The 19,017-nt window shown below is 66.2% G+C and carries 18 protein-coding genes and 1 tRNA gene; 12 read left to right on the top strand and 7 right to left on the bottom strand.

Going from position 1 to position 19,017, the window contains the following annotated elements; all coding sequences use genetic code 11:
* Positions 1 to 109 precede the first annotated feature (109 nt).
* Positions 110 to 1,399 (bottom strand): FhaA domain-containing protein, encoded by a 1,290-nt coding sequence (locus L1080_RS26140; RefSeq protein WP_159918470.1) that lies wholly within the window; start codon positions 1,397 to 1,399, stop codon positions 110 to 112.
* Positions 1,400 to 1,655: 256 nt separating this feature from the next.
* Here L1080_RS26140 and L1080_RS26135 point away from each other — a divergent pair.
* The 3 genes from L1080_RS26135 to L1080_RS26125 all read left to right on the top strand — a co-directional run bounded on the left by L1080_RS26135 (position 1,656) and on the right by L1080_RS26125 (position 3,131).
* Positions 1,656 to 1,741: transfer RNA gene (locus L1080_RS26135), tRNA-Leu, on the top strand.
* Positions 1,742 to 1,977: 236 nt separating this feature from the next.
* The gene (locus L1080_RS26130) at positions 1,978 to 2,418 is read left to right on the top strand and encodes a DUF6292 family protein (protein ID WP_250774119.1); all 441 of its coding nucleotides are present in this window, start codon (positions 1,978 to 1,980) and stop codon (positions 2,416 to 2,418) included.
* A 32-nt stretch (positions 2,419 to 2,450) separates the two neighbouring features.
* Entirely contained in the window at positions 2,451 to 3,131 is a 681-nt protein-coding gene (locus L1080_RS26125) for a helix-turn-helix transcriptional regulator (protein WP_250774121.1), read from the top strand.
* On the opposite strand, the gene L1080_RS26120 is transcribed toward L1080_RS26125, so the two are convergent.
* Positions 3,118 to 3,519, bottom strand: coding sequence for a VOC family protein (locus L1080_RS26120; protein ID WP_250774123.1), 402 nt, complete (start codon positions 3,517 to 3,519; stop codon positions 3,118 to 3,120). The genes L1080_RS26125 and L1080_RS26120 overlap by 14 nt on opposite strands.
* Positions 3,520 to 3,628: 109 nt before the next feature.
* On the opposite strand from L1080_RS26120, the gene L1080_RS26115 reads away from it, so the two are divergent.
* The 3 genes from L1080_RS26115 to L1080_RS26105 are packed head-to-tail and all read left to right on the top strand — an operon-like array spanning position 3,629 to position 5,060.
* A complete protein-coding gene (locus L1080_RS26115) occupies positions 3,629 to 4,024 on the top strand; it encodes an SRPBCC family protein (protein ID WP_250774132.1) in 396 nt (131 codons plus the stop codon).
* 56 nt (positions 4,025 to 4,080) lie between these two features.
* Entirely contained in the window at positions 4,081 to 4,455 is a 375-nt protein-coding gene (locus L1080_RS26110) for an ArsR/SmtB family transcription factor (RefSeq protein ID WP_159918474.1), read from the top strand.
* Positions 4,452 to 5,060 (top strand): SRPBCC family protein, encoded by a 609-nt coding sequence (locus L1080_RS26105; RefSeq protein WP_159918475.1) that lies wholly within the window; start codon positions 4,452 to 4,454, stop codon positions 5,058 to 5,060. The genes L1080_RS26110 and L1080_RS26105 overlap by 4 nt, the downstream gene beginning before the upstream one ends.
* A gap of 125 nt (positions 5,061 to 5,185) precedes the next feature.
* On the opposite strand, the gene L1080_RS26100 is transcribed toward L1080_RS26105, so the two are convergent.
* The 4 genes from L1080_RS26100 to L1080_RS26085 form a co-directional block, all read right to left on the bottom strand.
* Positions 5,186 to 5,980, bottom strand: a complete 795-nt coding sequence (locus tag L1080_RS26100) for a hypothetical protein (RefSeq protein ID WP_250774134.1) — start codon at positions 5,978 to 5,980, stop codon at positions 5,186 to 5,188.
* A complete protein-coding gene (locus L1080_RS26095) occupies positions 5,977 to 6,699 on the bottom strand; it encodes a hypothetical protein (protein WP_250774136.1) in 723 nt (240 codons plus the stop codon). The genes L1080_RS26100 and L1080_RS26095 overlap by 4 nt, the downstream gene beginning before the upstream one ends.
* Before the next feature lie 73 nt (positions 6,700 to 6,772).
* Positions 6,773 to 7,618, bottom strand: coding sequence for a glycoprotein (locus L1080_RS26090; protein ID WP_284708448.1), 846 nt, complete (start codon positions 7,616 to 7,618; stop codon positions 6,773 to 6,775).
* Positions 7,619 to 7,944: 326 nt separating this feature from the next.
* A complete protein-coding gene (locus tag L1080_RS26085) occupies positions 7,945 to 8,967 on the bottom strand; it encodes an FAD-dependent monooxygenase (protein ID WP_250774142.1) in 1,023 nt (340 codons plus the stop codon).
* Positions 8,968 to 9,022: 55 nt separating this feature from the next.
* On the opposite strand from L1080_RS26085, the gene L1080_RS26080 reads away from it, so the two are divergent.
* From L1080_RS26080 to L1080_RS26060, 5 genes are all read left to right on the top strand, one after another.
* A complete protein-coding gene (locus L1080_RS26080) occupies positions 9,023 to 9,571 on the top strand; it encodes a TetR/AcrR family transcriptional regulator (RefSeq protein WP_159918478.1) in 549 nt (182 codons plus the stop codon).
* A gap of 306 nt (positions 9,572 to 9,877) precedes the next feature.
* Positions 9,878 to 14,476, top strand: a complete 4,599-nt coding sequence (gltB, locus tag L1080_RS26075; RefSeq protein ID WP_159918479.1) for a glutamate synthase large subunit — start codon at positions 9,878 to 9,880, stop codon at positions 14,474 to 14,476.
* Positions 14,469 to 15,920, top strand: a complete 1,452-nt coding sequence (locus L1080_RS26070) for a glutamate synthase subunit beta (protein ID WP_250774144.1) — start codon at positions 14,469 to 14,471, stop codon at positions 15,918 to 15,920. The genes gltB and L1080_RS26070 overlap by 8 nt, the downstream gene beginning before the upstream one ends.
* Before the next feature lie 184 nt (positions 15,921 to 16,104).
* Entirely contained in the window at positions 16,105 to 17,019 is a 915-nt protein-coding gene (locus tag L1080_RS26065; RefSeq protein WP_159926760.1) for a cutinase family protein, read from the top strand.
* A gap of 33 nt (positions 17,020 to 17,052) precedes the next feature.
* A complete protein-coding gene (locus L1080_RS26060; RefSeq protein WP_250774146.1) occupies positions 17,053 to 17,487 on the top strand; it encodes an acyl-CoA thioesterase in 435 nt (144 codons plus the stop codon).
* Between the two features lie 74 nt (positions 17,488 to 17,561).
* On the opposite strand, the gene L1080_RS26055 is transcribed toward L1080_RS26060, so the two are convergent.
* Entirely contained in the window at positions 17,562 to 18,470 is a 909-nt protein-coding gene (locus L1080_RS26055) for an SDR family NAD(P)-dependent oxidoreductase (protein ID WP_159918482.1), read from the bottom strand.
* A 31-nt stretch (positions 18,471 to 18,501) separates the two neighbouring features.
* On the opposite strand from L1080_RS26055, the gene L1080_RS26050 reads away from it, so the two are divergent.
* On the top strand, positions 18,502 to 18,999 hold the full coding sequence (locus tag L1080_RS26050) for a hypothetical protein (protein ID WP_109325434.1): 498 nt from the start codon (positions 18,502 to 18,504) through the stop codon (positions 18,997 to 18,999).
* Positions 19,000 to 19,017 lie beyond the last annotated feature (18 nt).

The following is a 19,017-nucleotide window of genomic DNA, read 5'->3' as shown; positions in this document are numbered from 1 at the left end:
TCGGCACGCGGTCCGGATAAGTTGTGTCGGCCTCGCCTCAGGTCGTTTGGTCGGCTGCGCCTCAGGTCGTTTGGTCGGCTGCGCCTCAGGGTCTCCGGTCGGCTGCGCCTCAGAGGATTCGAACCAGGATCTCCGAGTGCCCCGCCCGGATGATGTCGCCGTCGGCGAGCTGCCAATCCTGGACCGGCGCACCGTTGACCGTGGTCCCGTTGGTGGATCCCAGGTCGGACAGCATCGCGACCTGACCGTCCCAGCGGATGTCGATATGGCGACGTGACACCCCGGTGTCGGGCAGACGGAACTGTGCCTCCTGGCCGCGACCGATGATGTTGTTGCCTTCGCGCAGCTGGAAGTGGCGTCCACTGCCGTCTTCGAGTTGCAGCGTGGCGGTGTACGTGTGCCCCTCGGGCGGGTAGGCCTGCTGGTTGTAGCCGCCCTGGTCGTAGTCCGAGTAGCCCTGGTCGTACGCCTGCTGGTCGTAGCCACCCTGCTGGTAGCCGCCACGGTCGTACGCCTGCGGCTGCTGGTAGCCGGCTTCGGCGTAGGTACCGTCCGGGTAGCGCGCGGGAGCGCCCTGGTCGTAGCCACCCCGGTAGTCCTGGGCGTATCCGGCCTCGCGGTAGTCGTAGCCGTCGTCGGCGGGCTGCTCGTAGCCGGGCGCCTGCGGTGCCTGCTCGTAAGCCTGGCCGTAGGCCTGCTGATCCTGCGGGTATCCACCACGCGGCGCCTCGGGGTAAGGCTGCTGCTGGTCGTAGCCGGCCTGCGGGTAGCCGCCCCGGTCGTAACCGTTCTGGTAACCAGGCGGGTATCCCTGGTCCTGGCCCGCATGGGCGTGACCGTTGCGCGCGTACTGCGGATCGGGCTTACGGTTGCCCGCTGGTTCGCGGCTGGGGTCGTAGCCTGAGTTCTGCGTCATGGGGCCAGCTCCTGGATTCGACGTGACGGGTACAAACGGTGCCTGTGGTCGCGGTGCGGGACCGCGCGGCGGTTCGGGTCGCCCCGGTGGGGTCGCGCCCGGGCGACCCGCATCCGGATCCACCGAACCCCGGGTGCGGAACTGCCCGGTGTGCAGTGAAGGCGATGGTTCGAACGCGACATGAATGGGACCATACGTCTGCCAGCCCTGGTCGCGAATGAAGTCTTCGAGGTGACGAGAGAAGGCTTTGACCGTCAGGTCTCTGTCGGCGGCAAGGCCTTCGTGATCCGAGTTGTTGATGGCGATGACGTAGCTGTTCGGAGCAAGCAGGTGGCCGCCCTCGAGCTCCTGAATACGATCGGCAGCCTCCTGCTGAAGTGCCGCCTCCACTTCCTGCGGCACCACGCCGCCGCCGAAGACCCGTGCGAACGCGTCACCCACTGCTCCCTGGAGCTTCCGCTCGAAACGTTGCACTATCCCCATCGGAACCTCCTTACAGTGTCTCGCTCGTCGGCCTGCGACATGTTCGGCGCGTCGGTCGTGCCGTGACCCCGTTCGTGTCGCGACACTTCCATGCGTATATCCCACGGTACTGTCACTGCATCGAGCCGCGACACGGGTCTACGCACTAGCATGATATCGGTCTTTGTCCGGACGAGGGTTTTTGTGGGCATTTCCGGGCTTGACCTGCACGAATCGCGATTTCCGATGGCCTCGTGATAATGTTCTCCAGTCGCTCGGGCGAGTGGCGGAATGGCAGACGCGCTGGCTTCAGGTGCCAGTGTCCTTCGGGACGTGGGGGTTCAAGTCCCCCTTCGCCCACCACAGCGGTTTTCGAACCGCGACAACGAAAGCCACGAACTCGAAACGAGTTCGTGGCTTTCGTCGTTCCCGGCGGAAAGTCGATCCCGTCCGCGGCCGGTTCTGCGCCGAATACCTGACGAGAGGGACCCGATCAGCGGGTTCCGTCCCCGCTCAGCAGCGCAGCGGGTAACTGAAGGCTGAGGCGCACGAATTCGCCTGCCTCTGCGCCGCCGGATTCGTCGAAGGTGGGTCGAATCATGAACAAAGCGCTCCGGGTTGCCGGTGCTACGCATGTCGTCGAGTACATCCGGTCCGTTGCTGCGACGGTGGAAGCGGACACGGTGGAGTGGTGGCAGATACCCGCATTCGACGCGGTCCTGACACTGTCCTCGGAAATCCCCTGCTACCCGGGACGGAAGGTCGTTCTGGCCTGGAACCGCCACTTCGGGTGGTCGGTCGGAGTACGCGGACTCACGGACGGGAACGTGGTGATCATCGAGAGCCTCGGGATCGGACGGGTCCCGGAGGCCGCCCGATGTGCCGACCGCGTCGTCGAAGCGGTCGCCGATCTCGGCGAGTGGGTGCCCGGGGCGTCCAGGGGCCCCGCGGTCGGGGATCTGCGTCTGCGGGCGCTCCAAGAACTCCACCACGGGGCCCAGCCTGCACCGAGAGTCGTGCGGGGATTCTTCGGGGAATAGTCCGGGTCGGACCCACTGCCTAGCATGAGCGCATGTACTCGGAGCGGAGCTCTACCTTCGCCGGCGCCGTGGTGTGGGAAAAGACCGCAGCGGGCGGTGACGGCGCGATTCTGCCCGACGGATGCATGGATCTCATCTGGATGAACGGCGACGTCGTCGTGGCGGGTCCGGATTCTCGTCCCTACATTGCCCGCACTCGCCCCGGCGATCACCTCGTGGGATTGCGATGTGCGCCCGGCACCCTGCCGGCGTTACTCGGGACGCCGGCGGAGGCTTTGGCGAACGCGCGGGTGCCGCTCGCCGACGTGCTCTACGACGACGACACCGCCCGGCTTCTGTCCTCGATCGCCGAGCACGGTGATCCCGCCACCCAACTCGAGAAGTTCGCCGCCCGTCGCCGGCTTATTGCGAGGCCGGACCGCAGAATCGCGGTGACCGTCAGCCTGCTTGCACGTCAGTGCCCTGTCCGGGAGGTGGCGGATCGTGTCGGTATGAGCGAACGCCAACTGCACCGGCTGTGTCGTCGGGAGTTCGGATACGGGCCGAAGGTGCTGGCGCGCATTCTCCGGCTGCAGCGGGCCAGGGAGTTGGTGGGATCGATGTCTGCCGCGGAGGCGGCAAGCTTGGCGGGGTTCGCCGACCAAGCTCACTTGATCCGCGAGTCGAACGAGTTGACCGGCCGCTCCTTCGGCCGATTGGTCACGTCGTCGTGAGTGGCGCGAACAGGTCGACCGGATTGCCGTCCGGGTCGTCGATCGTGGCGTAACGCTGACCCCAGGGCGCGTCCCAAGGGGCATGTCTCTCGCGGTAGCCGGCGTCGGTCAGGTCAGTGAATACCTTGTCCACGACATCCGGACTACCGCAATCGAACCCGAGTGCCACCCGATGTCCACCCTGAGGCGTCGTCCAGTCCGGCTCGAACGACCGGACGGTCTCGACGGTGTCCCACAGCAGTCGTATTCCGCCGGGAAGTTCGAACTCGACATGTGGCGCCTCCTCAGACCGGGCCGGGATGTCGAGGCCGAGGCGACGGTAGAACGCCAATGATGCGGCGAGGTCGTGAACCACCAGTTCGATGGCGGCAAAAGTAGGAATCGTCATGCCGCAAAGCTAGCTTCGGACGACGTCGTGGAAATAGAAGATTTCGGACATCCGACGCGCCGTCCGATTCCTTCAATCAGGTTTGCGGAACAACGGGGATGCTGGAGCCATGACCCGCGAATCCACCCATGTCAGTGTGTTCATCGCTCGCAGTGCCGCCGACGTCTACGCCTATGCGAGCGACCCAGCCAATCTGCCGGCCTGGGCTGCCGGTTTGAGCAGCAGCATCGCCCGCGAGGGCGATCATTGGGTCGCCGACTCGCCGATGGGGCAGGTGTTCGTCGCCTTCGCGCCACCCAACGACTTCGGAGTGCTCGACCACCACGTCACCCTCCCGGGCGGAGACACCGTCTACAACCCGGTTCGCGTCATCCCCGACGGCGAACACAGCGAAGTCGTCTTCACCCTCCGACTAAGAGAAGGGATGGGCGTCGACGAGTTCACCGCCGACGCCGCGGCCGTCACCGCGGACCTGCAGCGGTTGAAGGGGCTGTTGGAACGGTGAGCCGGCGCGCTTCATCGGGTCTTGCCTATATTGGTTGATACCGATATAAAGGGATTGTGCACGCGTTCGATGTTCTCGGCGACCCCGTCCGGCGGCGGATTCTGGAGCTCTTGGCAGAGGGGGAGTGCTCGGCCGGCCAGGTGACCGAAGTTGCTGCGGCCGAGTTCGGTATCTCGCAGCCGACGGTGTCGGGACACCTGCGGGTTCTTCGGGAGAACGGGTTCGCCACGGTCCGGCGCGAAGGCACGAGACGCCTCTACGCGGTCCAGCCGGCGCCGCTGCAAGAAATCGATCAGTGGCTCGAAGGGTTTCGGCGGTTCTGGACCGGACCGCTCGACGCGTTGGCCACCGAACTCGCTCGCGGACGCCGGGAGCGCCGAACGAGCCGACCGTCACATCCCGACTCATCCAATGAAGGAGACCGACAGTGAACGAGATCGCCAGCCAAGACACCAGCCTGACGGCTGTGAAACGGGCAATGGGCAACCGGGAAATTGCTGAAGGCCCAGCGCGAACGGCGGTGCTCGAGCGTCGATACGAAGCGCCTATCAAGGACGTGTGGGACGCCATCACGACCCCAGACCGTGTGAACCGCTTCTTCCTCCCCGTCAGCGGCGACCTGCGCGCAGGTGGTTCCTATGCGTTCGAGGGGCAGGCCAGTGGGAAAATTCTCGTCTGCGACCCCCCGCATCTGCTGCGGCTCGAGTGGACACCGCCCGGCGATCGTGGCTACAGCGACCAGGTCGAGGTCCGGCTGACTTCCGACGGTCCCGACGCCACGTGGCTGGTGTTGGAGCACGCCTCTGTCGCCGACGTGTTCCGCAACGATCCAGACACCGGCTGCTACGGCGTCGGAACGGGATGGGAAGGACCACTGCACTACCTCGGCGAATACCTGCGAGGAGTCCTACCCGACCGCCCCAGCACCGAGTGGTACACCTTCGACGAAGCCGAAGAGCTGCGTCTCGCCAACCACCGCGGCAGGGAATGGGCCAAAATCGAGGCACAACACGCGGGCGGCTCCGACAACGGGTGACTTGATGGCGCGGGGCTGCGGGGCAACTCGTCAGGTGGCTGTTTGCGCACCAATTAGTCCGTTGCACAGTCAATTTGGTGCGCAGTTGGCGAATACGTGCGCATCTGTGGAATCGCTGGGAAGCATTACTCCGACACCGGCGCGGGCACCGGTTCGCGGCGCCCGTCGGCGAGCGCCGAGGCGATGTCGAGGAGCCGCTCGTAGGCCGCGCGGGTGTCGGCGGCGAGTTGATCGTGGCTGATGACGACCCCCATGCCGAGGTGCTCGTCGTACGGGATGGTCTCCACACCCCACACCTGCCCGCCGAGGTAGTCGCGCAGCAGATCGACGTCCACCTGCCATCCGGTGTTGTCCTGATTCGACACGGTGACGACTGTCCGGGACAGACCGGGTTCACCGAGTGTGTCGCCGATCGACTGCAGTGCGGCGCGTAGTCGGTTGAACGCGTCGGCACGGCAGGGCACGACGAGGATGATCGGCGTCGGTGCGGCCAGCAGGGGTGACAGGTAGGAAGCGCGCAATCGGTGGCCCAGGTCGTACACGGAGCTCGCCCCGCGCGCACGGAGAGCTTCTGCGAGCAAAAACATTTCGCTGTCGGTGGCCGTCTGAGTGCCGAGCCGATTCAGGATCCGGGCGTCCACGGTTGTGCGCGAGCAATATCCGTCGAAGACGTCGTCCGGGACGGCTCCGGACGCTGCCACTGTCACCACGTGTTCGAGTCCGCTCACGGAGAGCACGGCGTCGGCGCCGCGTTCGGCGATGTCACCACCCGCCGGAGTTGCGTCGACTGCGACCGCTGTAGTCCCGTGTACTGCCGCGGTGTTGGCGAGTCCGAGGGCCGTCGTGGTGGCGCCCGCACCTCCGCACGCGCCCAGGATGAGCGTGGAAGATGTTGTGTTCCAGCTGGTTCGGTATGTCACTGAGCGTCTCCAATGGATGTGATGTAGGTGCGGCCGTCACGGTCGGTGGTGGTCACGACCTGCCGATACTGGTGGGTCGACCCGTCCGGTCGCTGCTCCGTGAGTGTGACGGCATAGCGGCCGGGTTCGATGGGGCTGATCGTGAGGCAATGTTCGGTGCCCTCCGGCAACGAGTCGATACCCCGCTGGATCGTCTCGGCCGACCCCATCGGAGCATCGGCGGTGACCACGTCTCGGGCCTTCGCTCCGCTTCGCTCCACGTAGTAGGCGTGGTCGAAAGCCAGAATCACTTCGGTGCCGTCCGCCGTACCGCCGGGACCGTTGCCGGTGACCGCGCCGTCGTTCCGGGATTCGACGCACCAGTCCGCATCCACGGCCGCGACGGGACTCCCGGTCTCGTTGGAGGACCCGAAACTCGAAACGATGACGACACCGACGATTACTGCTCCGAGGGCGGCAGCGGCGCCGGCGAGAGCGAGTCTCTGTTTTCCGCGCCCGCCGCGGACGACGGGCGCGGTGTCATGGTGGTCGCTCGGCGCCAGCCAGGTGGGGACAGGCGGCGGAAGCTCGGGCTGTGAATCCCGGGCTTCTTCGGTCGAGTCCGCAGCACTCGCAGACGCAGCACGCGTAGACGCGGGGGTAGGTGTGAAGGGCGGGAACCAATGTGCGAAGCGATCGCGGGTAGCGCTGTCGTCGTTCCTGCGGGGCGGTTCTGTCACAGGTGAATCCTCCACACCTCATTCCGCCGGGCGGAGCCGGCCCTGTAGCCGGCGCCGCCCGGAGGATCACCGATCAGACGTGCAGCGTTGCCTGGCTGCGCACGTTGATGCCACCGATCGTGACGGTGCTCGGCCCGCTGTCCGTCGACTGCAGCTGCGGTAGCTGCGGTGCCGGAAGGGCGGCGACCGCGTCGACGAGCGAGCCGAAGGCCGGGTACCGGTCTGCTGCATTCGAGATGGCGGCGGCGATCGGTGTGACGTCGACCGGCACCGACCAGTTGATCGGGTGCTCGGCCTGGGAATCCGCGACGAACGCCGACACGGCGGCGGCGGTGGGGGAGGAGGGGTCGATCGCGATGCCCGCGGTGCCGGTGGCGTCACCGATGCGCCAGCCGACGGTGCCGGCGTATCCCTCGGGGTTGCCGTACTGGCGACCGTTGACAGCCACCGGAAGGGCACCGATCAGGGTGTCGGCGGCGGCGTTCACCTCGACCACCGGCTTGGGCACGGGAAGGGTGGGGGCGACGGGTGCCTGATTGGTTTTCGGCATCTCGTCCGGATCGATCCACACCGCAGCGGGCTGGGCAGGGGCAACCTCGACGGCGTCCGGGGCGGCGGACGGCGGGGTGTCACCGCTCGGTGCCGGGCCGGGGGTGGCCGCGTCGCCTCCGGGTACGGCCAGGGGTGCCTGCGGGGGAGCGGGTGTCGTCGGGGCTGCGGGGCCGGTGACGCCGGGCTGTGACGTCGTGGGCGGGCCGGCCGGATTCGCCACTCCCGGCTGGGATGTGGTGGGTTGTGTCGACCGGTCGGTGACGCCGGGCTGCGACGTCGACGGGGCGGTGCTCGGAGCGGCGTGTGCGGTCGCGGCGCCGAGCACTGCTGCAGCGGATACCGACAATGCGGCTGCCACTGCATGCATGCGGATCTTCACGTGGTTACTCCTGATGTCGAGTGAAAGTGGATGCAGGCAGGTGCCGCATCCGACGAGCAGAGATCGATGCAGATCAGGGGTACCGCGAATGGAAAAGGTGCACGCCGGCGGCAGGGCAGTACGCCCCCGCTGCAGAGAAAGGTGTCACCACCGACGAGGTGGATCTGGTATTCCCCCGATGAAAATTCTCGGTTCTGCCGACCGCATCACTGCAGCCGTCGTCCACCGCCCCCATGACCGCCCCCGGTTCGTCTCGTCCCCCTACCGCGGGAAAGTACCAGACGGGCAGGCATTGCTGCGCACCCGGATTCTCGTCAGGCCAGGGCTGCGGCCAGTTTCATCGTCCGATCGCGGACCGGACGCAGATGCCTGGTCATCGCGATCGACGCCATGGCACGTGAGCCGAGAACCAGTCGCTGCGTCACCCGACGGCGTGCGCGGTCATATTTTCGCAGCGAATCGCGGATGTCGTTCTGTGAGGCCAGGAATCGGCCGAGAGTGACCGCGTCGACGAGGGCCTCGCACGCTCCACGTCCGAGATTGGGGGCCATCGCGTGGGCGGCGTCGCCGATCAGTGCCGTGTGTCCCGACACGTACGAGGGCAGGGCCGGTGACTCGTAGAGGTCGTGATGAAGCAGGGCGTCGGGGGTGATCGCATCGAGGACGGCCCGGACGTCGGCGTGCCAGCCCCCGAACCGCCACCGCAGGTAGTCGAGTCCGTCCTCGGATCCGGGGTCGGTGCGGACGCACGCGAACCAGTTGACGAGGTTGCCCTCGCGCGGTGTGATTCCGAAAAGCGCACCAGCGTCCCAGGTTTCGCTCACCGTGTCGCGCCGGCCGGGCACCCATCCCCGCCACGCGGTGGCGCCCGTGGAGACGGGCTCGAATCCGTCACCGAACAAGCGACGCCGGGTGGCGCTGCGTAGGCCGTCCGCACCGATCACGACGTCGTAGTCGGAGAGGGCGTCCGCGGGAGGGGCGGGGGTGCCGAACGAGACCATCCCCTCGGGCAACGATGTGGCCAGCTCGGCAAGGAGGGCGGGCCGCGACAGTAGGTAGGCGGTGCGCGCGGTGCTGTCGACGGTGCCGATGACGGACCCGTCCGGTCGCAGGAACGACCCTCGATGCTGCGGAGATCCGAGAGCGCGGACTCGGTCGCCGAGTCCGATCGTGTCGAGCGCGTCGACGGCCTGGGGCCACATGCCGAGGGCGGTACCCGACGTCGGCAGGTCCGCGGAGCGCTCGAAGACGTCGACGTGCCAGCCGGCGCGGAACAGGAAGCGGGCGATGGCCAGGCCGCCGATGCCGCCGCCGAGGACTGCTGCCGAGTGCGTCATGGCTTCAACGCTACTACGCCTGTAGTGGAATTACTACGGCTGTAGTGTGGAGTGCATGACAGGGAGGCGAGAACAGCTGCTCGACGCAGCTATCGACGTGCTCGGCCGGAAGGGGGTGCGCGCCCTCACTCATCGAGCGGTCGACGAATCGGCGGGGATGCCGCAGGGCTCCACCTCCAACTACTTCCGCACCCGCGGCGCCCTCCTCGAGGGAATGGTCACCCGCCTCGCGGCCCGTGACGTAGACGACTGGGAGAAGTTCGCCGACCTCCGGCCGGACGGGATGGAGGCGCTGGTGGAGGCCCTGGCCGCGTTCACCCGGTACGCCGCGGGACCCGACCGGATCCGCTCGAGCGCCCGGTACGCCCTTTTCGTGGAGGCCTCGGCGGTCCCGGCCCTCGGGGAGATCATCGGCTCTGCTCGCGCGGGACTCGTAGAATGGGGCGCGAGCATGCTGGACCTCGCCGGATCGAGGAATCCAGCGGCCGACGCAGTGGTTGTCACCGACTATCTGGATGGAGTGATCCTGCATCAGCTGACCGTTCCCGACCCCGATTTCGACCCGACTCCCGGAATCACAGCAGTACTCGGCGCACTCACTTAATATGTACTGGACGTTCTCGGCCGAGGTCTGCCCTCGAGAAAAGGCCTGTTCACGGGATGAATAGGCCAACCTAAGTTGTGTTTCTTCGGGGGGTCTGAATTATCGTTTTCGTTACACGTTGGACCCACGAAAGTCCGACCCGACCGAAAAGCCACGTCGCCTGGTGCGAGGACCACACCCAGCGTGCTGCAAAGGGCGATAGCCGATCGGTGGTGCCGATCACATCCTGACGGTACTTGCATTGCAAGGTGATGGCCATCAGCGCTGCTGGTCGTCGGTGCATCTTTTGGCATACGAAGGCTAGGTATGAAGCAACTTCCAGGCCCCCAGGGGCTGTATCACCCGGCGAACGAGCACGACTCCTGTGGCGTCGCGTTCGTCGTGGACATGAAGGGTCGCCGCAGCAGGGACATCGTCGAGAAGGCGATCACCGCTCTGGTCAACCTCGAGCACCGTGGTGCCGCGGGCTCCGAACCCAATACGGGTGACGGCGCCGGCATCCTGATCCAGGTTCCGGACGCGTTCTTCCGCGCTGTGGTCGACTTCCCGCTGCCCGCCGCGGGCACCTATGCCACGGGCATCGCATTCCTGCCGCAGAGCAAGGCCGACGCGCAGCGTGCGTCCGACGCCGTCGAGAAGATCGTCGAAGCCGAGGGTCTGAAGGTCCTCGGCTGGCGCGAGGTCGCGACCGACGACTCGTCGCTCGGCGCTCTGGCACGCGACGCGATGCCGACGTTCCGGCAGATCTTCATCGGCAGCGAAGGTGACTCCCTCACCGGTCTGGACCTCGAGCGCAGGGCGTACGTCGTCCGCAAGCGCACCGAGCACGAGCTGGGTAGTGAAGGCGCCGGCAAGGACGGGCCGGGTCGCGAGACCGTCTACTTCCCGAGCCTGTCGAGCCAGACGTTCGTCTACAAGGGCATGCTCACCACCCCGCAGCTCAAGGGTTTCTACCTCGACCTGCAGGACGAGCGCGTGGAGTCGGCACTCGGGCTGGTCCACTCCCGCTTCTCCACCAACACGTTCCCGTCGTGGCCGCTGGCTCACCCGTTCCGACGGGTCGCGCACAACGGTGAGATCAACACCGTCACCGGCAACGAGAACTGGATGCGTGCCCGCGAGGCGCTCATCGACAGCGACGTCTTCGGTGGTCGCGAAAACCTCGAGAAGATCTTCCCGGTCTGCACCAACGGGGCCAGCGACACCGCGCGCTTCGACGAGGTGCTCGAGATGCTGCACCTCGGTGGTCGTAGCCTGCCGCACGCGGTCCTGATGATGATTCCCGAGGCGTGGGAGCATCACGAGAGCATGGACCCCGCCCGTCGGGCGTTCTACCAGTATCACTCCACGCTCATGGAGCCGTGGGACGGCCCGGCGTCCGTCTGCTTCACCGACGGCACCGTCATCGGCGCGGTTCTCGACCGCAACGGTCTGCGTCCCTCGCGGCTGTGGGTCACCGAGGACGGCTTGGTCGTCATGGCCTCCGAGGTCGGCGTTCTGCCGATCGATCCGGCCACGGTCGTGAAGAAGATCCGGCTCCAGCCCGGGCGCATGTTCCTGGTCGACACCGACCAGGGCCGCATCATCAGCGACGACGAGATCAAGTCGGAGCTTGCCGCCGAGCACCCGTACCAGGAATGGCTCGACCAGGGCCTGACCCATATGGACGACCTGCCTGAGCGCCCGTACACCTACATGTCGCACGAGCGTGTGGTGCTGCGTCAGCAGATGTTCGGGTTCACCAACGAAGAGGTCAACGTCCTCGTCAAGCCGATGGCGGCCTCCGGTGCGGAAGCACTCGGCTCGATGGGTACGGACACCCCGATCGCGGTGCTGTCCTCCCGGTCGCGGATGCTGTTCGACTACTTCTCGCAGCTCTTCGCGCAGGTCACCAACCCGCCGCTCGACGCCATCCGCGAGGAGGTCGTCACCAGCCTCGGCGGAACGATCGGTCCCGAGCACGATTTGCTGCACCCGACGGCGGAGTCCTGCCGGCAGATCTACTTGCCGCAGCCGATCCTGCACAACGACGATCTGTCGAAGCTCATCCACGTCAACGACGACGGCGGATTCCCGAGCTTCCGCAGCGTCATCGTCCGCGGTCTGTACCCGGTGGCCGAGGGCGGTGCGGGTCTGCGCAAGGCGCTCGACGACGTTCGCTACCAGGTCTCCGAGGCCATCGCCGGTGGTGCGCGCATCATCGTCCTGTCCGACCGTGAGTCGAACGAGACGTACGCACCCATCCCGTCGCTGCTGCTGACGTCGGCCGTGCACCACCACCTGGTGCGCGAGAAGACCCGCACCAAGGTCGGTCTCGTCGTGGAATCGGGTGACGCCCGCGAGGTGCACCACATGGCGCTCCTCATCGGCTTCGGTGCAGCGGCCGTCAACCCGTACATGGCGTTCGAGACGGTTGACGAGCTGTTCCGCGGCAACGAACTGCAGGGCCTGAGCCTCGACAAGGCCATCCAGAACTACATCAAGGCCGCGGGCAAGGGTGTGCTCAAGGTGATGTCCAAGATGGGCATCTCGACCCTCGCCTCGTACACCGGTGCGCAGCTGTTCCAGGTGATCGGCCTGTCGCAGGATTTGGTGGACGAGTACTTCACCGGCCTGAACTCGAGCCTCGGTGGTATCGGTCTCGACGAGATCGCCGCCGACGTCGCGGTCCGGCACTCCAACGCGTACCTCGACCGTCCCGAAGAGCGCGCGCACCGCGAGCTCGAGGTGGGCGGCGAGTACCAGTGGCGTCGTGAGGGCGAGTACCACCTGTTCAACCCGGACACGGTGTTCAAGCTCCAGCACTCCACGCGCACCGGACAGTACGAGGTGTTCAAGGAGTACACGAAGCTGGTCGACGACCAGTCCGAGCGCCTCGCAGCGCTGCGCGGCCTCTTCGAGTTCAAGAAGGGTGTGCGTGAGCCCGTCCCGCTGGACGAGGTCGAGCCGGCCACCGAGATCGTCAAGCGCTTCTCGACCGGTGCGATGAGCTACGGCTCCATCTCCGCCGAGGCGCACGAGACCCTGGCCATCGCCATGAACCGCCTCGGTGGCCGTTCCAACTCCGGTGAGGGCGGCGAGCATCCGTCGCGCTTCGAGCCGGACGAGAACGGTGACTGGCGCCGGTCCGCGATCAAGCAGGTCGCGTCGGGACGCTTCGGCGTCACGTCGCACTACCTGACCAACTGCTCCGACATCCAGATCAAGATGGCGCAGGGAGCGAAGCCCGGTGAGGGCGGCCAGCTGCCGGCGCACAAGGTGTACCCGTGGGTGGCCGAGGTCCGGCACTCCACACCCGGTGTCGGCCTGATCTCGCCGCCCCCGCACCACGACATCTACTCGATCGAGGATCTCGCACAGCTGATCCACGACCTGAAGAACGCGAACCCCCAGGCGCGGGTGCACGTCAAGCTGGTGTCCGAGGTGGGTGTCGGCACGGTCGCCGCGGGTGTCTCGAAGGCGCACGCGGATGTCGTCCTGATCTCCGGTCACGACGGTGGCACCGGAGCCACCCCACTGACCTCGGTCAAGCACGCCGGCGCTCCGTGGGAGCTCGGCCTCGCCGAGACCCAGCAGACGTTGCTGCTCAACGGCCTGCGCGACCGCATCGTGGTGCAGGTCGACGGACAGCTCAAGACCGGCCGTGACGTCATGGTCGCCGCGCTCCTCGGCGGCGAGGAGTTCGGTTTCGCGACCGCTCCGCTGGTGGTGTCGGGCTGCATCATGATGCGGGTCTGCCACCTCGACACCTGCCCTGTCGGTGTCGCGACGCAGAACCCGGTGCTGCGCAAGCGGTTCAACGGCAAGCCGGAGTTCGTGGAGAACTTCTTCCTCTTCATCGCCGAAGAGGTCCGCGAACTCATGGCCGAGCTCGGCTTCCGGACACTCGACGAGGCGGTCGGCCAGGTCGGCGTGCTCGACACCACCAAGGCGCTCGAGCACTGGAAGGGCAGCAAGGCCGGCAATCTCGACCTGTCGCCGATCCTGCACCAGGCCGAGTCCGCGTTCATGGATCAGGACCTGTACTGCACGGGTACCCAGGACCACGGTCTCGACAAGGCGCTCGATCAGCAGCTGATCGCCCAGAGCCGCGACGCTCTCGACAAGGGCGCCAAGGTGTCGTTCGAGTCGCCGATCACCAACGTCAACCGGACGGTCGGCACCATGCTGGGCCACGAGGTGACCAAGGCGTACGGCGGTGAGGGACTGCCCGACAACACGATCGACATCACGTTCACCGGTTCGGCCGGTAACAGCTTCGGTGCTTTCGTGCCCAAGGGTATGACCCTGCGGCTGCATGGCGACGCCAACGACTTCGTCGGCAAGGGTCTGTCGGGTGGACGCATCGTGGTTCGTCCTCCGCTGGAAACCGCGGCCGGGTTCGTCGCCGAGGACAACATCATCGGCGGCAACGTGATCCTGTTCGGCGCGACCAGCGGTGAGGCTTTGCTGCGCGGCGTCGTGGGCGAGCGGTTCGCGGTACGTAACTCCGGTGCCACCGCGGTGGTCGAGGGAGTCGGCGACCACGGCTGCGAGTACATGACGGGCGGCAAGGTCGTCATCCTCGGTGCGACGGGACGCAACTTCGGCGCCGGCATGTCCGGTGGCGTGGCCTACGTCTTCAACCCCGACAAGGCGTTCGAGGACAACCTCAACACCGAGCTGGTGGACCTCGAGGATCTGACGGGTGACGACTTCACCTGGCTGAAAGCCGCTATCGAGCGTCACCGCGACGAAACCGGTTCGGAGGTTGCCGCGCGCATCCTGTCCGACTGGTCACAGCAGGTCAATCACTTCGCAAAGGTGATGCCCCGCGATTACAAGAAGGTGCTCTTGGCCATCGAGGCCGCGAAAAAGGATGGAAAGAACGTGGACGAGGCAGTAATGGAGGCAGCTCGTGGCTGATCCAAGCGGCTTTCTGAAGCACCCGTCACGCGAACTGCCCGTTCGCCGTCCGGTGCCGTTGCGCCTGCTCGACTGGAACGAGGTGTACGAGGAGTTCCCGAAGGAGAACCTCCGCACCCAGGCGAGCCGGTGCATGGACTGCGGTATTCCGTTCTGCCACAACGGCTGCCCACTCGGGAACCTGATTCCCGAGTGGAACGACCTGGTATACAGGGACCGTTGGCACGACGGCATCGAGCGGCTGCACGCCACCAACAACTTCCCGGAATTCACCGGGCGGCTGTGCCCCGCACCCTGTGAGGCGTCGTGTGTCCTGGGCATCAACCAGGATCCGGTCACCATCAAGCAGGTCGAGGTCGAGATCATCGATCGCGCATTCGACGAGGGCTGGGTCACGCCGGTGCATCCCACCCGGTCGACGGGCAAGAGGGTGGCCGTCGTCGGTTCCGGTCCTGCGGGTCTGGCTGCAGCGCAGCAGCTGACGCGTGCCGGTCACCTGGTCACCGTGTTCGAGCGGGCCGATCGTATCGGCGGTCTCCTCCGCTACGGCATCCCCGAGTTCAAGATGGAGAAGCGCCACATCGACCGCCGTCTGGACCAGATGGAGGCCGAGGGCACCGTCTTCAAGACGAATGTGAACGTGGGCGTCGACATCTCCGCCGACGAGCTGCGCGAGCAGTTCGACGCCGTTGTGTTGGCGGGCGGTGCCACCGCGGCTCGTGACCTGCCGATTCCCGGGCGCGAATTGGACGGCATCCATCAGGCGATGGAGTACCTGCCCATCGCCAACCGTGTGCAACTGGGTGACATCGAAGAGCCCACCATCACCGCCGAGGGCAAGAAAGTTGTCATCATCGGCGGCGGCGACACCGGCGCGGACTGCCTGGGGACCTCACACCGTCAGGGTGCGGTCAGTGTTCACCAGTTCGAGATCATGCCGCGTCCGCCCGAGACCAGGGCCGAGCAAACCCCGTGGCCGACGTACCCGCTGATGTACCGGGTCGCGTCCGCGCACGAGGAAGGCGGCGAGCGCCTGTTCTCCGTCAACACCGAGAAGTTCGTCGGTGTCGACGGCAAGGTGACGGCGCTGCACGCCCACGAGGTCGAGATGAAGTCGGGCCGCTTCGAGAAGGTGGAGGGCTCGGATTTCGAGCTCGAGGCCGATCTCGTGCTGTTGGCCATGGGCTTCGTCGGCCCCGAAAAGCCGGGACTGCTCACCGATCTCGGTGTCGACCTCAACGAGCGCGGCAACGTCGCCCGCTCTGCGAAGTGGGCCACCAACGTCGACGGCGTCTTCGTGGCCGGCGACATGGGACGTGGACAGTCGCTCATCGTGTGGGCCATTGCCGAGGGTCGCTCCGCCGCTGCGGCGGTCGATGCCTACCTCGAGGGTGAGACGGCGCTGCCGTCTCCGGTCGAGACCACCAGCGCACCCCAGCGATAGTTCAGTTCGTTATCCACCAGCACCCCGGCGTTATATTTTTCGCCGGGGTGCTGGTTTCGGGTGCGCTGGTCGGTTTTGCTCGGTAACGTTTATTTACCGATCGTGCATCTTCAGGTCACGTCGGCCTGGCAGCATCCCGTCTGCAGGTCGACGAAGGGGAGAAGAAGAGTTGAGGGCCATGGCAATGAAACGGGTTATCGCAACTTTGACCGCAACGGCTGCAGCGGTGGCCATTCCGGTGGTTTCGGGAGTGGTCGGCACCAGCGCGGTAGCGAACGCAGACCCGTGCCCGAGCCTGTACGTGGTGGCGATTCCGGGAACTTGGGAGACGTCCACCAAGGAGAACGTCCGGCCCACCCCCGGCCTGCTGTCGGCGGTCACGAACGGGTTACCGTCGAATATCCGCACCGACTACGTGACCTACGCCGCCACTGCTTTCCCGTGGGAAGGCGATGTGTACGGGCGTTCGAAGGCTCAGGCGGTAGACAACGCCCGCGGGATGCTCGTCAACATGTCTCAGCAATGTGCCGGAACCAAGCTTGCGCTCATCGGCTACAGCCAGGGCGCTGATGCTGCGGGTGACCTCGCGGCCGAGATCGGCACGGGCCTCGGCGCGGTGCCCGCCGACAAGATCGCTGCCGTCGGGCTCGTGTCCGATCCCCGTCGTTCGCCCACCGACGCGCTGGTCGGTCCTCCCGTCGCCGGTGGTGGCGCCGGCGGACCTCGCATCGGCGGTTTCGGCTGGGTCAGCCAGAACACCCGAACCTTCTGCGCCTACGGCGACCTGTACTGCTCCACCCCGAAGGAAGACTTCGTGACCCGGCTCGCCGGTTTCCTCGCGCAGACGTCGGACCCGTCGCCGTCGCTGCTCGGGCGGTACCAGGCGGAGGCCGAGGCCATTTGGCGTGACCTCCTCGACGCCGGTGGTGTCCCCACCCTGATGGCTCAGTTGGACGAACAGGCCAACCAGAGGCGGATCGACGAGCTCGAGCAGTTCTACAAGTCGCAGGCCCACCAGGATTACACGCGATACGCGGTAGACGGTGCCGGAACGTCGGCCACCAACTGGCTCAGGAACTGGTTGCGCGACGTGGCGTAGGTCGAGTCGGGCGCGGCAGGAGAAGATGATCCGATGACGGACACTCCTGCCGCGCCCGGTTACGACGCTTTCGTCACCGTTCGGTGGTCCGATATGGACGCCTTTCAGCACATCAACCACGCCAGGATGGTGACGTTGCTCGAAGAGGCGAGGATCGACTGGCTGCTCAGTGAGGGCGCCGAGAATTCGTCTCTCATCACCAGTGCGTTCATCGCCGACATCCACGTCAAGTACCGGGCTCAGCTCACGCACTCGGACAGTCCGTTGCGGATCACCATGTGGATCGCGAAGCACCGGGCCGTCGACTTCACCATCGGTTACGAGGTCCGGGGTGCGCGCGCCGGTCGTACCGATCCGCCCGCCGTCACCGCCACCACCCAGATGGCCGTCGCCGACGTCGATGCGCAGCGGTTGCGGCGTATCACTCCCACCGAGCGCGAGTACCTCACCCGCTGGTCCCGTGCGTGACAGTGCGGAGCGCGAGTGCCCCCGTGGCGTTCAACGCGGCAGCGTGACCGTGCGGGAACCGCAACACGTGACGATCAGCCCAAGTCGAAACGTGCACCGAGTCGCATGCTGCCGGGCGCCAGCCGGCTCAACGCGCGGCCGAATTTGGCCTCGGGGGTGACCGGGACCACAGCCCTGTTCGACCTGACGGCTTTCAGGATCTGCGTGGCCACCCGATCGGGTGTGAATCCACGCTTGCGGTAGAACGTGTCGGATCGGGACCGCATCTGTTCTTGTTTCTCGGGGGTGGTCCCGGCGAAGTCGGTGTTCTTGACGATGTTGGTGTGGACGATGCCGGGGCAGATGGTGCTGACGCCGATGCCGTGGTCCACCAGTTCGGCGCGGAGACAATCCGAGAGCATGTAGACGGCGGCTTTGCTGGTGGCGTAGGCGGTGAGTCGCTTCTGCGGGGTGAAGGCCGCCGCCGAGGACAGGTTGACGATGTGTCCGCCCGTTCCGCGCTCGATCATCTGCTCCGCGAAGACCCGGCAGCCGTAGACGACTCCCCAGAAGTTGACGTCCATCACGCGCTCGAATTCGCTCTGCGGCGTCGCGGTGAAAGTGCCGGAGTAGCCGATTCCCGCATTGTTGACCACGACGTCGGGGGTGCCGTGCTGGGACTGCACCTCCTCGGCGAACCGCCGCACCTCCTCTTCCACCGCCACATTCACCCGGTAGGCATGCGAGCCACCACCGAAGATCGCGACGGCGCCGCCCCCCTTCATCTGCGCCGAATTGATGAGGTCCGCTGTGTGCTGCGCCGATTCGAGGTCGAGGTCACCGACTACGACCACCGCACCCTCGGCGGCGAACGCGAGTGCGGTTTCGCGGCCGATTCCGCTACCGCCACCGGTGACGACGACGAGCATGCCGTCGAGATCACGCAGTCGACGGTGCTTTCGCGAACCCGTACGCCAACCCTTGACCTCACTGAGAAGACTCATGGAACCATCTTGTCCGAGTACCGTCGATCGTGTGCTGATCTGGTACGTCAGTTATGGGTCGAACATGGCGACGACTCGCCTCGCCTGCTACCTGCGCGGTGGTTGCCCGCCCGGCGGCAACCACTCTCATCGCGGTGCGCGGGACACGAGCGAACCGCGCGAATCGATCCCTGTGGTGATCCCCGGTTCAGTGTTCTTCGCGGGGGAGTCGCGCATTTGGGGCGGCGGACGCGCCTTCTACGACCCGGATGCGCCCGGGACGGTCGCGGCCCGCGCCTTCCTCGTGACGCAGGAACAGTTCGAGGACATTCACGCCCAGGAACCGGCCTGTTACGACCGGCTGGTTCCTCTGGGAACTCGCGACGGCATCGTCATGTGCACGTTCACCACCCGGGCCCGGGGTGACGTGGTCACGCGGAACGCGCCAGCCCCCGCCTACCTCGCGACCATTGCGGACGGGCTTCGCGAGGGTCACGGCTGGGATGATCCGCGCGTCGAGGATTATCTGACGCGGCTCCGGGTTTCCTAGCAACCACAAGTGTGCTTA

This window comes from Rhodococcus sp. MSC1_016 (assembly GCF_023667485.2).
Taxonomy (GTDB): domain Bacteria; phylum Actinomycetota; class Actinomycetes; order Mycobacteriales; family Mycobacteriaceae; genus Rhodococcus_F; species Rhodococcus_F oxybenzonivorans.
Note: the sequence above shows the minus strand (reverse complement) of the source record. Positions and strands in the feature narration are given on the sequence as shown.